Source organism: Myxococcus llanfairpwllgwyngyllgogerychwyrndrobwllllantysiliogogogochensis (assembly GCF_006636215.1).
Classification (GTDB): domain Bacteria; phylum Myxococcota; class Myxococcia; order Myxococcales; family Myxococcaceae; genus Myxococcus; species Myxococcus llanfairpwllgwyngyllgogerychwyrndrobwllllantysiliogogogochensis.
This window is the reverse complement of sequence record NZ_VIFM01000092.1, coordinates 1-13,116: the sequence shown is the minus strand read 5'-3', so window position 1 is coordinate 13,116 and position 13,116 is coordinate 1. Positions and strand designations below refer to the sequence as shown.

The 13,116-nt window shown below is 68.8% G+C and carries 9 protein-coding genes and 1 pseudogene; 4 read left to right on the top strand and 6 right to left on the bottom strand.

The window, feature by feature from the left end; genetic code table 11:
* Positions 1–28: 28 nt before the first annotated feature.
* Entirely contained in the window at positions 29–760 is a 732-nt protein-coding gene (locus FJV41_RS22670; protein ID WP_141644615.1) for a M90 family metallopeptidase, read from the bottom strand.
* Between the two features lie 171 nt (positions 761–931).
* Here FJV41_RS22670 and FJV41_RS22665 point away from each other — a divergent pair, with 171 nt between their 5' ends.
* The 4 genes from FJV41_RS22665 to FJV41_RS22650 all read left to right on the top strand — a co-directional run bounded on the left by FJV41_RS22665 (position 932) and on the right by FJV41_RS22650 (position 7,118).
* Entirely contained in the window at positions 932–2,296 is a 1,365-nt protein-coding gene (locus FJV41_RS22665; RefSeq protein ID WP_141644614.1) for a BamA/TamA family outer membrane protein, read from the top strand.
* A gap of 116 nt (positions 2,297–2,412) precedes the next feature.
* Positions 2,413–5,532, top strand: a complete 3,120-nt coding sequence (locus FJV41_RS22660) for a poly(A) polymerase (protein ID WP_141644613.1) — start codon at positions 2,413–2,415, stop codon at positions 5,530–5,532.
* Positions 5,533–5,632: 100 nt separating this feature from the next.
* Positions 5,633–6,088 (top strand): hypothetical protein, encoded by a 456-nt coding sequence (locus tag FJV41_RS22655; protein ID WP_141644612.1) that lies wholly within the window; start codon positions 5,633–5,635, stop codon positions 6,086–6,088.
* 109 nt (positions 6,089–6,197) lie between these two features.
* Complete coding sequence (locus FJV41_RS22650) at positions 6,198–7,118, top strand: hypothetical protein (RefSeq protein ID WP_141644611.1); 921 nt, start codon at positions 6,198–6,200, stop codon at positions 7,116–7,118.
* Positions 7,119–7,147: 29 nt separating this feature from the next.
* Here the strand turns inward: FJV41_RS22650 and FJV41_RS22645 are convergent, their stop codons facing one another.
* The 5 genes and pseudogenes from FJV41_RS22645 to FJV41_RS53800 form a co-directional block, all read right to left on the bottom strand.
* Positions 7,148–7,942 (bottom strand): nucleotidyltransferase domain-containing protein, encoded by a 795-nt coding sequence (locus FJV41_RS22645; RefSeq protein ID WP_141644610.1) that lies wholly within the window; start codon positions 7,940–7,942, stop codon positions 7,148–7,150.
* Positions 7,939–9,234: a DNA polymerase beta superfamily protein gene (locus FJV41_RS22640; RefSeq protein ID WP_141644609.1), complete on the bottom strand. Its 1,296-nt coding sequence runs from the start codon at positions 9,232–9,234 to the stop codon at positions 7,939–7,941. The genes FJV41_RS22645 and FJV41_RS22640 overlap by 4 nt, the downstream gene beginning before the upstream one ends.
* A gap of 73 nt (positions 9,235–9,307) precedes the next feature.
* Positions 9,308–12,085, bottom strand: a complete 2,778-nt coding sequence (locus FJV41_RS22635) for a PAS domain-containing hybrid sensor histidine kinase/response regulator (protein WP_141644608.1) — start codon at positions 12,083–12,085, stop codon at positions 9,308–9,310.
* 225 nt (positions 12,086–12,310) lie between these two features.
* Entirely contained in the window at positions 12,311–12,586 is a 276-nt protein-coding gene (locus FJV41_RS53805) for an EF-hand domain-containing protein (RefSeq protein WP_246137354.1), read from the bottom strand.
* Between the two features lie 129 nt (positions 12,587–12,715).
* Positions 12,716–13,033, bottom strand: a pseudogene (locus tag FJV41_RS53800) (EF-hand domain-containing protein); the annotation flags it as partial.
* Between the last annotated feature and the right edge of the window lie 83 nt (positions 13,034–13,116).

The following is a 13,116-nucleotide window of genomic DNA, read 5'->3' as shown; positions in this document are numbered from 1 at the left end:
ACCACAGCGGGGCGGGCCGCGCGCGGGCTCAGGTGCCCGAGGCCGGGTCCCAGCCATAGAAACGCTTCAGCTCTTCATACAAATCCGGCGTCTTCTCGCGCATCCGCGTGGGGCGCTCGAAGAAGTTCTCGGTCGCCACCGCGAAGAACTCCGCCTCGTTGACGGCGCCGTAGTCATCCAACACCTGGCGCTCCCGGGGGCGGCCCTCCTGGAGCCCATGGTAGTGCTCGCTCATCACCGAGGCCCAGGTCCGGTAGTGCGAATAGCTGCGCAGCTTCGGCGTCCCGTCGAAGGCTCCGTCCGCCCGATCCAGGACGTGGGCGAACTCGTGCGTGGCGGTGTCGTGGCCGTCGTCCGGATTGCGCAGGCCCCCGAGCACCGCGGCCCAGGAGAGGATGACGGAGCCCCAGTTCTTGGCCTCGCCCAGCACCACACCGGTGCGGTCTGGCAGCAGGAACGCATCGGGGTAGACGATGACTTCACGCAGCCGATCGTAATAGGCCAGGTCCAGGTGCACCACGAGCTGCACGGCGGTGGCGGACACGACGACGCGAATCTCGTCGGTGATTTCCAGTCCCCCGGCCCCGATGAACTCCTTCTCCCAGGCGAAGACCTTCAGCTTGGCGAGGAAGTCGTCGCGCAGCGCGGGAGACAGCGTGGCGAAGAAGGGCACTCGCGCGTCGAGGTAGCCGAGCCAGTCGGGAGGAAAGGGCCGACGCATGAGACGTCGGCGCCGCAGCTGACGAAAAATACCGGTCATCGGGTCGGCGCCCCGGGGGTCCCAGGGCTTCCTGGGGTCAGGCATAGCAAATGTTTCGCGGAAGTTCCTTGCCCACAGTCCGTGGCCCCACGAGGCACGGGGGGCGGTAGGGTGGGCTTCCATGGGTCCAGGCCGGCGGCCCCGCTGCAGTCACGGGACGTGCGACGAGTCATGAGCAGACGTGTGGTGAAGTGGTGCGCGGCGCTGGGAATCGCCCTGTTGTCGGGGCAGGCGGACGCGCAAGGTCCGGGGCAGGTGGTGGACGAGGTGGTGGTGCGCGGCCCCGAGAAGACGCTGCCGGAGACGGTGCGCTCCTTTTCGCGCATCGACACCGGCGACGAAATCACCTTCGAGGAGCTGGACAAGGTGGAGCGACGGCTGGTCGCCACCGGCCTGTTCCAGGAGGTGAAGGTGAGCCTGGAGCCCACGGCCCCCAACCGTGTGCGCCTCATCCTGGAGGTGGAGGACAAGGCGTCCTGGGTGGTGGCGCCCACGTTCGCGCTGTCCTCGGACAACATCGGCGGCGGCCTGCTGTACGCGGAGAACAACCTCTGGGGCCGGGCCAAGAAGTTCGCGACGGCCGCGCAGGTGAGTACGGCGGAGAGCGGCATCTTCGCCGGCTACCTGGACCCGAACCTCTTTGGGTTGCCGCAGCTGCGGTTCAGCCTGGAGGGCCAGCTTCGCAGCGACCGCATGGACGAGTACCAGCCAGGAGCGGGCCAGGAGGACCCGGTCGTCGTTCGGCGCACGCGGCTCAACTCGGCGTCCATCTCGAGCGAGCTGGGGGTGATGCTCTTCGAGCGCGTGCGCGCCGCCGTGAAGTACCGGCTGATGAGCATCGACGCGAAGTCCCCGGACCCGGAGAAGGAGGTCACCACGCCCGCGTTCTCCATCGGCCCCTCGCAGCGAGATACCTCCCTGCGCCTGATGGTGGGGATCGACACCCGGCAGAACCTCCACGCGGTGATGGAGGGCCTCAACCTGGAGGCCTCCTACGAGGTGTCCAACCCCGGCGTGTGGAGCGACTTCCGCTACCGGCGCTTCGGGTTGTTGTACCGCCATGGCCTGCGCCTGTTCGAAGAGCACAACCTGGTGCTGCGCGGTGAAGCCGCCGCGGGCGTGGACCTGCCCTTCCACCAGGAACTGGTGATGGGAGGCAACGGACTGCGGGGCTTCGTCCACCGTCAGTTCCGAGGCGACACCCGGCTGTCCTTCACCGCCGAGTATCACTTCCCCCTCTTCACCATCCGCTCCCTGTCCTTCCGGGGCGTGGGCTTCTCCGACACGGGGCTGATGGCGTGGAGGGAGCTGCCCTCGGACGGCGAGCTGCGGGACGTGAATGGGCGAGTGGTGCGCGGCTACCTGCCCGACAGCCAGAGCGGACTGAAGGGCGCCACCCTGGCGCAGGGCCTGGGCGCGGGGTTGCGGCTCTATCTGCGCAACCTCGTGCTGCCCCTGGTGGGAGTGGACGCAGCCTACGGAGTCAACTCCGGGGAGTTCCGCTTCTATCTGGTGGCGGGAGTGAGTCCGACCTGAAGCAGACTGTCAGCCGGGCCGGCGGCGTGGCGTCAGGTGCGACGCGTCCGCTGGCCTCTCTCCAAAGCCTCAGATGTAGTCGGCGGAAGTCTCCCCTTCTCTTGTGAGTGCTCGCCATGTCCCAGGAACGCTTCACGACGAGCCGCGAGGTGTATCACCGCATCCGGTGGGACCCTCGCCTGGAGGCTCGCGAGTTCGTCATCGGCTACGACGCGCACGGCGAGACCCTGGAGGAGATGCCCTTCGAGGCCTTCGTCCCAGACGGTGAAATTCCGTGGCACCGCGTCTGGTACTTCAAGCGTGGACGCGAGGTGATGTGGGACCGCAAGGAACGCATCGACCGGCTGAGCCACACCGCGTCCCCCACTGAGGAGCCCGCGCCCGCACCGCGTCGCGCGAGCGCGGCTCCTGGCTTCACACCCCTCCCCTCCTATCGCTACGACACGCGCGCGGAGGAATGGAGGAAGGTGTCGCCCTCCCCGAACGAGGTGGCAGCGACACCGGCCGTGCTCACCGTCGTCACGTTCAACGTCCTCTTCGACTTGTATGACGCGGAGAAGCTGGAGACCGAACGCAGGACTCCGGCGACGATGAACCTGTTGCGCGAGACGGATGCGGACGTCATCGCCCTCCAGGAAGTCACCACCTCCTTCCTGCAAACCCTGCTCGATGAGTCGTGGGTGCGTGAGCACTACTGGGTGTCGGACGGCCCGGAGGCGAACACGGTGGAGACCTATGGCCAGGTGCTCCTGTCGCGCGTGCCTTTCGCCTCGGTGTGGCAGCGCGTCTTCTCCCGGGACAAGCGCATCATCGCTGGCGAGCTGCGGGTGGCGGGCACTTCGCTGTGGGTCGCCACGCCTCACCTCACGAGCAACCGGGATGCGTCAGGCGCCGCCGCGCGAGGCGTGCAGGTCCAGGCGCTCGTCGACTGGGCTCGCGAGCTGACCGCATCGGCTGAAGGCGGGGCACCGGACATCGTGCTGGCCGGTGACTTCAACTTCGGAGACGGAGAGCAGGAGGCGGACACCTTCACACGGGCGGGCTTCGTGGATGCGTGGCCTACCTTGCGGCCCTCGGAGACCGGGGAGACCTACAACCCCCTGCTCAACCCGCTGGCCGCGCTCACCACCGTCTCCGGTCGACTCCAACGACCGGACCGCGTGCTGGTGAAGTCTCCATCGGGTCGACTCGTTCCGGAGGCCGTTGGCCTCTTCGGCGAGGCCCCGCTGGCCGGGCCTCCGGCGCCTTCCGGAGACGCCCTCTTCGCCTCCGACCACTTCGGAGTCCGCTGTGTCCTGGCGCGTGAGGTTTCCTCGCGGCCCAGCACCCTCCCGGGAGCGGAGCGACGGGTCCATCACACGGCCGTGGTGCTCATTCCACCCGAGGCCGCGTGGCCACCCATCCAGGCCTTGCGCAAGAAGCACGACGCGAAGTTCGAGCGGTGGATGCCACACGTCACGCTGCTCTACCCCTTCCTCCCAGAAGAGGACTTCGACACCGCCGAGGCAGTGCTCGCGGAGACGCTCCGAGACATCGAGCCCTTCGACATGACGCTTTCCTCTTTCGGCCACTTCGAGCACCGCGCCAATGCGACGGCCTGGCTTCGGCCGGACACCCAGCCCGAAGACGCGCTGGCGGCCCTGCACGCGAAGCTCGTGGCGGCCGTGCCCGAGTGCGCGCCCCCAACCCACGGATTCACACCGCACCTCTCCGTGGGACAGCTCCCACGCACGGGGGACGTGGAACTCGAACGGACGATTTCCTCGTGGGCCCGAGGCTGGCGTCCGGTGAGCTTCCGCGTGAACGAGGTCTGCATCATCCGTCGCAAGGGCGACACCCCGTTCGAAGTCGTGCGGCGAATTCCCCTGGGAGCATCCGCCCCGTCCCGGAAACCAGGGCCGGCGGAGTCGCAGGCGGCGGCCGGGCAGGAAGACACCCCGCTGCGCGCGGTGCTCGCGACCCTGTGCGCCGGAGCGACCGATGCGTCACGTGCGTCCAGACTCCAGGCGGTGAAAGGCCTCAAGGAGCTCTGCGAACGCGTGGGCACCACGCTGCATCCCTATGGCTCATCGCTGCTCGGCACGGATGGACCGGACAGCGACGTGGACGCGGTGGCCATTGGCCCCGCCACCCTCTCCCGTGAGGATTTCGCGCATGTACTGCTTCGAGAGCTGGAGAAGCAGCCGCCCTCCGCATCGGGCTCCGCGCGATTCGTGGCCGATGCCGCCATTCCCCTGGTGAAGCTGTCACTGGGCGGTGTGAGCTTCGAGGTGTCCTACGCCAGCCGTCCCGAAGGCGTGGCTCCTTGCGAGCCCTCGACGCTGCTGTCGCTCCATGGAGAGGAGTTGGATGCCGCGGGGCTCCGCTCCGTCCTGGGACTCGCGGACATGCAAGGCGTGCTGGAAACACTGGGCGAGGACGAAGGACAGCGCGAGCGCTTCCGGACCCTGCTTCGCGCGGTGAAGACGTGGGCCAAGGCCCGGGGCGTCTACTCGCATGCGCTCGGCTATCTCGGCGGGCTGTCGTGGACGGTGCTCGCGACGTGGGCCTTCACGAGGGCGGCGCCGGGCACGGTGAAGACCGACGCGGAATTGCTCGCCCACTTCTTCGGGACCTTCGCCTCCTGGCCCTGGCCACAGCCCGTGGCCCTCACGCCGGAGCTGGCGCGCTATCGTCCGGATGGCAAGCGAGACCTATTGCCCGTCATCGCCCCGGCCGCACCCGCGCGGAATACGGCGCGCAATGTGTCGCGCTCCACGTTCCGCGTCCTCCGCGATGAGTGGATGCGCGCTCGAGCGCTCGTGGCGGAGGCCCGCGCGGCGGGTACGACTCTCGCGTGGGAGGCGTTGTTCCAGCCTGTCGACACCGCCCGGGACCTGCCCACGCGGCTGCGCCTGTCCGTCGAAGCACGCTCCGTGGAGGACCACGAAGTCGCCGTGGGCTGGGTCCTCGGCCATCTCACGGCCCTGGTGTACCGGCTGGAAGGGGACCGGCGGCTCTCCGTACGCCCGCTTCAGGCCACACCCGCGAAGGGCTCTTTCGTCATCGGCCTGAGCACCCGGGATGCGCAAGATGCGGGCGCGCTGGCCTGGAAGGCGGGCAGCCCGCTGGTCGAGGCCGTGGAGTCCTTCCGCGCATCCTTCCTGGAGTGGGCGCACCGTCCCGAAGGCACCGTGCTCCAGGTGGAGTTTCTACGGGGAAACAACAGGGGCGGATTGGACTCACAGGCCTCGTAACGCGTTGCACCAGCCGCGACCTCATGTCACGAATTGGAAAGGCCAGACCTTTCCATGAGAGCAACGACCAGGCTCCGCGCCTCCTTTTCCAGGAGGATGTATGAGCAAGCGTTGGAGTGGTGTGACGGCCACCGTGGTGGCCTCACTGGTCCTGCTGGCGTGCGGCGGAATCGCGACGGAAGCCGACGACTCGGACGTCGCAAAGCTCGAGCAGCAGTCCGCCGAGGCGGGCCTTGGCCACCAGTGCGGCGATCGCGAATGCGATGGGAACGAGCGCGTCACCTGTCCTTCGGACTGCCCGGCCTCTTGCGGCAATGGCATCTGTGAAGTGGGCGAGAATCAATCGACGTGTCCCACCGACTGTGGATATTCGCCGTACTGTGGCGATGGTGTCTGCGGCGCGGGCGAGAACTGCCCGGTGGACTGCGGCCCCATGTGTCTCACGCCCAAGGCAATCACCCCTCCGCCCCAGGATGAAAACTTCATCCATGTGTGCGGCGACGGCTATTGCGAAGTGAATGAGTACAGCAACTGCCCCAGGGACTGCTGCGCCTAGCGCGGACCAGTCGGGGCACCCGCCTGGCACCTCCCCCGCCACGTCCTGCGAACAACTCCCGGAGTGAGTTAGACTTCACACCAGGTCATCTTCTCCGGGGGGTCCTGTCTTGGCGGAAACCTATCGTGTCGCGAAGCTTCCCATCCGACTTCGCGGCTTCGTGGAGCCGGACACGAACGCGCAGTTCGAGGGCTACGTCGAGCCAGGCACCTACTTCGTCCTGGACGAGCGCCTCGGTTTTCCGACGCCCGACACGGACTACGTGCGCCTGGAAGTCCCGACGTTGGGCGCGCTGGACACCTGGATTTGCGTGCGCTGGCGGACCCAGCGCTACGCGACCGTCGTCCAGCAGGAGAAGCCGCCTCCGGCCGTAAGGCTGCCTTTCGACGACGAGCCGCTGGCCGTGGCCGAGGACCGGCTCGTCGCGCTCCTCGGCGGGCTGCGCGACTACCGTTACGACCCGGACAAGGCCTACTACCCGTGGACGCTGCCAGGCATTCGCGTCCCCCTGGGGCCTCCCCGGTTCAACAACTGCTGCACCTTCGTGGAGGCCCTCACCGTGAAGGCCTTCGCCGATGCGCACGGCGCGGCCTTCGCATGGGACTCCCGCCGTCACCGACAGATGATGATTGCCTCCGCGGAGGATAACTTTTCCCCCGTCACCTCCGCCGTCGAGAGCGGCATGGCCATCCCGCCTCCGTCAGCGGACGTGCCACCCCACCCGTGGACACTCATCCAGGGCTGGCGAAACCAGTGGCGCTCCGGCCACACGCTCCTCGTCGTGGACCATCACCCCGCGACGGACAAGGTCCTGGTCCTCGAGTCCAACTGCGCCTTCGGGCTCGACGGCGTCGGCTACCGGGGCATCGGCAACCTGCGGGACAAGGGCATCCAGCCGCCCGCGGCGTGGTGGAAGCTGCCGGACGTGTGGACGTGGCGCCAGCTCTGCTCGACCTACCTGTTCAGGCAACAGGCCTGGCTCAAGGTCAAGAACCGCTCCCTGTCGCGGCTGTCACCCACGGACCCCTGAGGCCCACGGCGCGGTGCGTGGCCCGTGCCTCACGACACGGCCACGAACCGCCTGCGTCGCAGGTCCAGCATCCACGCCTCCAGCGCGTCCACCGCCGCCTGGGAGGGCTCCTCCGGCAACACGGAAGCCTCCAGGGCGGCATCGAGCACTTCGAAGGAGCGGGCCACCTCGGCGCGCCACTTCGCGCTGAGCGATTCGGGCAGTTCGGACTTCTCCCCGCGTCGCTTCTGCTCCACCAGTTCGTGCGCCTCCGCGAAGCCGTGGGAATCCAGCAGCTCGGTGACATCCGTCTCCACCTCGCCGGTGCGCAGCGCGTGCGTCCCGGTGAGCGTGGTGCGCAACACGTAGAGGAGCTTCTTCGCGGAGCGGAAGCCGCTCTTCTCCCACTCCCGGAGCTGACCGTGGGCGAAGCCCCGGTAGTGCCGGTGCACCCGACGCGACAACACGCCGCGCACCAGCGGCTGAAGGGCCTCCAGCTCCGGGGAGACCCGCACGGGAATGGCCCCCAGCAGGCGCTCCAGGTAGTTGCCATTGCCCTGCAAGAGTCCCTGGAGCACGGGCTGGAGTTCGTTGGACGAGTAGTCCACCTCCACTCCGTCCACCACCTGGAGCCGCTCGGCGTTGAGCTGCCGGGGTTGCAGGCCCAGCAGCAGGGCCGTGGGCGCGATGTGGATGGACTTCAGGTCCAAATCACTGTCCGGCGAGGGAAAGCCATACGCATGCGCACCCGACAAGGACACCACCAGGTGCTCTCGCTTCGCGGACTCCTCGTCGAGCACGCCGTCCGCCACCTTCCGCTCGTGCTCCGTCATGGCGCCCTTCATTCCGAATCCCTCCACTCCGTCTCCGGGGCCTCGGGCGCCTCGCGCCCCAGCGGTCCCGGTGTCTTCAACACCCAGCGTCGCGCCACCTCGGCCCCCACGCGTCGCAACAGTCGGTCCGCGCGCGCGTAGTCGGGATGCTCCGGCAGTCGACTCTCCCGTCGCGCCGCCTCCAGCTCCGGCGCCATCGCCTCCGCGTCCCGCAGCACGTCATCGAGCGGCACGCTCCCCGCCTTGATGTCCAGCAGCCGTGCCTTCAGTGCGCCCGTCGCCTCGAAGACGGGCTCGCCATGGCGCAGCCAGCCCGTGGCCGTGGAAATCAACCGCAGCAGGTTGTACGCGTTCTTCGGCCGCAGCTCCCGCGCGGAGGGAGGACGCTGCCCCCCACCTCGGGCATAGGCCGTGAGCGCCGCGAAGTCGTTCGCCGTCAACAACCCCTGGTCCCACAGCGAGCGGTAGAGCTGCTTCACGTACGTCTTCGCCGCCAGCAGCGCGTCCTGCTGCGTGGGCGCTTCACGCGGAGACACCTCGGACAGGCGCCGCGCCACCTCGTCCAGGTTCGGAGCGGGCTCCTCGCACAGCCACTCCAGCAACAGGTCCCGGTGCTCGGCCAGCCGCTGGCTGCGCGTGAGCTTGTCCAGCTGACTCATGGCGTAGCGCCCGAAGCTGCCGAAGATGGCCTGCGAGGCGAACGCCTCGCGCTCCGCGAGGAACCACTCGCCCAGTTCGTCCAGCGCCCGGGCTCCCGGCACGAACAGCGTCTCCAGCGTGTTCGGGTCCGCCCGCAGCGCCTGCTCCACCGCCTTGCGCGTCTCCCAGTAGGTGCTGCTGCCATCGGCGCTCACCAGGTCCATGGGCGCTTCGACCAGGCCGAAGGTCCAAGAGAGCGGCAGCGCGAAGACGCCACGCACGTCCACGTCGGACTGCGCGTTCGCCAGTCCCCACGCATGGCTGCCCACGCGCGTCTCCAGCACCACGCAGGGCACCAGGGACTGCCACGCCGCCTCGCGACGCCGCGCGAACTGGACCTGCCCCGGACGACGAGGCACCAGTTCCTCACGCGTGAACCAGACCTCGCCCACGCCGACAATCTGGATGTCGAGCCCGCCATCCCGGGCGCGCACCACGCGCCCCACCACGCCCTGCGGAATGCGGCGCCCGCCCGAGGCCAGGCGCTCCACGCGCGTCGTCACCTCGGTGCCGTGCGGCAAGGGCACCGACAGCCGGTCCACCTGCTCCAGCCCCCGGATGCGAGAAGTCCCCGAGCGGGGAGGGTCCGTTGGAGAGTCGCTCATCGTTCACCTCGAAGAGGAAGTCGCGGTCGGCCAGGGACGGCGCGAAGCCCGAGGGGCTGACCACCCCGTCGGCTCAGCTCCGGGGCACCGTAGTCCCGATGCTCTCACGCAGCCGGGACAGCAGCCTGCGAGCCGTCTCCAGCTCCGCCCGGCAGCGGTCCAGGCGCTCCGCCATGTCGGCGACCTCGCCCGCGTCCGCGCGCAATTCGATGTCCCGGCACTGCGCCTCCAGCCCCGAGGCGCCGAACCATGCCGCGTTGGACTTGAGGGTGTGCGCCGCGCGGCTGACATCATCCAGCAGCCCATGCCGCAACGCCGTGTACGCGTCTTCGAGCAGGGCCGGCATGCTGAGCAGCGCGGTGTCGATGAGCTCCGGGAGGATGTTCCCCGCCTGGGTGCCCAGCTCCCGCCACAACCGCGCCAGCGCGGCGGGCTGCAGGCCGGGAATGCGCGCCGCCACCGGCACGATGTCCTCGTCGAGCGGCGCCTCCACGAGCGCGCCACGCTCGGGTCTGGAGCGCGTGCCGCCCTGCGGCCGCGGCGTCTGACAGCGCACCAGCGCGGCGGTCAGCGCCTCCACGCGGATGGGCTTGGCGAGGAAGTCATCCATCCCCGCCTCGAAACACTGCTCGCGGTCGGAGTCCATCGCGTTGGCCGTCATCGCGATGACCCATGGCTGCACGTTGGGCGGCAGCTCCTGACGCAGCCGACGCGTGGCCTCCAGCCCATCCATCTCCGGCATCTGCAGGTCCATGAGCACCACGTCGAAGCGCTGACGCATGGCCCACTGGAGCGCCTCGCGACCATTGGACGCGGCCTGCACCGGATAGCCCAGTCGATCCAACATCAGGCTGGCCAGCCGCTGATTGGTGGGGTTGTCCTCCGCCAACAGGATGCGCAGGGGCACGCGGTCTCCCGGACGATCCCTGGGGATGGGCGCCCCCGTGGCGGCGGACTCCGCGCGAGCCCGGGCCACGTCCTGGGAGAAGCAGGACATCAACGTGTCATGGAGCTGGGAGGCTTTCATCGGGCGGGACAGCACCCCTGTGAAGAGGCCCGGCGGCGGCACCGCGCGACGACCGGGCGAAGTGAGCAGCAACAAAGGCAGCGCCCGCAGGTCCTCGCGCTCACGGATGCGCGCGGCGAGCGAAGGCCCGTCCAACCCCGGCATCTGATGGTCGATGAGCACGACGTCGAAGCCCGCGCCTGGCTGGAGCTTCGCGAGCGCCTCCATCCCCGAGCCCGCCTCCACCGGCACCGCGCCCCAGGTCTGGAGCTGCCGTCCGAGGAGCCGTCGGTTGATGGCGTTGTCGTCGACGATGAGCACACGCCGGCCTTGCAACAGCGGCTGGTCCGCGCGCAGGTACCCGGCGGTCGTCTGCGGCGCGGCCTGCACGGTGAGGGAGAAATGGAACGTGGCGCCCTTGCCCGGCACGCCCTCGCTCTCCACCCAGATGCGTCCACCCATCGCCTCCACCAGGCGCTTGGAGATGGCGAGCCCCAGGCCCGTGCCACCGAACTTGCGCGTCACCGAGACGTCCAGCTGATTGAAGGGCTGGAAGAGTCCCTTCTGCTTCTCCTCGGTGATGCCGGGCCCCGTGTCCTGCACGGAGAAGGTGAGTTCCCAGGGAGCGTCCGGAGCCTCCTTGCGGCGCGCGCCATCCACGGAGACGACGGCGCCGCCGGACTCGGTGAACTTGAGCGCGTTGCCCACGAGGTTGAGCAGCACCTGACGCAGCCGCGAGGCATCGCCCATCACCACCTGCGGCACCTGCGGCGAGATATCCGCGCCCAGGTCCAACCCCTTCTCGCTGGCGCGCACCGCGAGCAGGTCCAGCACCGACTCCACGCACTGCCGCAGGTCGAACGGGTGCGGGTCCGTCTCGAAGCGGCCCGCTTCAATCTTGGAGAAGTCCAGCACGTCGTTGAGCAGCGTGAGCAACGCCTCGCTGCTCTGACGGATGGTGGAGATGAACTCCCGCTGCTCCACCGTCAGGTGCGTGTCCAGCATCAGCCCCGTCATGCCGATGATGGCGTTCATCGGCGTGCGAATCTCGTGGCTCATCGTCGCCAGGAACAGGCTCTTGGCCTGGTTGGCGGACTCGGCCGCCTGGCGCGCGCGCTGGAGGTCGGTGATGTCGTGGTAGATGGCGATGAAGCCCAGTTGCCGTCCGCCCACCGACACCGGCAGCGCGAGCAGCTCCACGTCGACGATGGTGTGGTCCTTGCGCAGCCGCCGGGTGACGGAGTGCACGCGGCCTCGCTGCGTGACATCTCGCTGCGCCTTCTTCGCGTCGGGGAGGACGGTCTCCTCCGTGGCGACGAGGTCGAAGATGTGTTTGCCCAGCGCCTCCTGCGGCGTGTACCCGAAGAGGCGCTCGGCGGCGGGGTTCCACGAGAGCACGATGAACTGGCGGGTGATGGTGACGATGGCCACCGGGCTGTTGCGCACCACCGCCTCGAAGAACTCCTTCTGCTGGCGGATGGACGCTTCCACCTCCAGGCTTCCGCGCATGTCCTGGAGCTGGAGCACCCAGCCGAGCGGGGCGCCTTGCGCGTCCACCTGGGTCAGCGTCTGCACGCGCAGGTAGTACGCGGGCCCCGTGCCACCCGGACGCTGCCCGGCGAGCTCCGTCTCATGGGGCGTGTCCGGCGAGCCTCGCGTGTCCGGGGGACGCCAGCCCGACAACAGCCGCGTCACCGCCATGCCCACCAGCTCCGCGCGGGGGCCGAAGATGCGCTCCGCCGCGCGGTTGACCTCCTGGATGAGGTGCGTGGCGTCGAGCACGAGCACCGCGTCGCGCGCGTGCTCGAAGACGGTGGAATGTGCTCTGGACGCCAGGTCGGTCACCGTTCCCCCTCCCGTCGCGAGTGTAGGTCAGCTCGGCTCCCCGTCACTATTTAGGGGCGCTCGAACAGATGATGGACCCCACCATTCCCAAAAAGAGGGCTCGTTGGGAGCCGCTCCCCGTGGGCCTGGGTCCTCTCCAGGTTGAACCCGGCCGGTGACCGCGCACTCGCCAGTCACCTTCCGCCCCGGAGAGGGCCCTGCGCGGCGGACGTGCTTCGTTGCCTGCTAGCGGCTGGTCCACCACACCTTGAACTGGCTCCAGGAGATCTTCCCCGTGCGGTCCGTGTCGACGATGTCGACGGCGATCTCCAGCTCCTCGTCCGTGACGTTCTGCCCGAGCGCTTCCAGCAGCCGCGCGAACTCGGTGCGCTCAATCGAGCCGGTGCGGTTGCGGTCGTAGCGCTGGAAGATGTCGAGCAGCTCGTTGCCGGAGCTGGTCAGCTCGTCCACCGCCGCGTGGACGGGCGCCAGGGGCTGGATGCCGGCGGATGAGGTCTCCACCTCCTCGACGAAGGGCGAGCCCGTGGCGGGGCGCTCGTCCCAGGCAACCGAGGTGACCTCGACGGACGGCGACGCGGGCGCCTTCCGGGAGACCGCGCGCCGGGGCGATGGGGACGTCGAGGTCCTGCCTCCACTCGAAGGCACGGACGTCGTCGTCTTCGGGGCACTCGTGCGAGCCGTGCCCTTCTTCGCGGCGCTCTTTCGAGTCGCGCCTGTCTTCGCCGTGCTCTTGCGCGCCGCACCCTTCTTCGCGGCGCTCTTTCGTGTCGCGCTCTTCTTCGCCGCGCTCTTGCGAGCCGCGCCCTTCTTCGCGGCACTCTTTCGAGTCGCGCTCTTCTTCGCGGGGGCCTTCCGTGTCGCGCTCTTGCGAGTCGCGGCCTTCTTCGGGGTGGAGGCGCGCCGGGATGACTTCTTCGCAGCACTGGTCTTGCGTTTCTTCGTCGCCATGGGTGACTCCTCCTGGGCGGCGCGCATCGTAGCGCTCTCCCGGTGCGGGTCGGCAGCCCCCTGCGTGCAGGTAAGCCCGAGCC

Bases quoted from the DNA above. Each gene is read 5' to 3' on its own strand.
- FJV41_RS22670 (WP_141644615.1), bottom strand. From the start codon at position 760: ATGACCGGTATTTTTCGTCAGCTGCGGCGCCGACGTCTCATGCGTCGG.
- FJV41_RS22665 (WP_141644614.1), top strand. From the start codon at position 932: ATGAGCAGACGTGTGGTGAAGTGGTGCGCGGCGCTGGGAATCGCCCTG.
- FJV41_RS22660 (WP_141644613.1), top strand. From the start codon at position 2,413: ATGTCCCAGGAACGCTTCACGACGAGCCGCGAGGTGTATCACCGCATC.
- FJV41_RS22655 (WP_141644612.1), top strand. From the start codon at position 5,633: ATGAGCAAGCGTTGGAGTGGTGTGACGGCCACCGTGGTGGCCTCACTG.
- FJV41_RS22645 (WP_141644610.1), bottom strand. From the start codon at position 7,942: ATGAAGGGCGCCATGACGGAGCACGAGCGGAAGGTGGCGGACGGCGTG.
- FJV41_RS22640 (WP_141644609.1), bottom strand. From the start codon at position 9,234: ATGAGCGACTCTCCAACGGACCCTCCCCGCTCGGGGACTTCTCGCATC.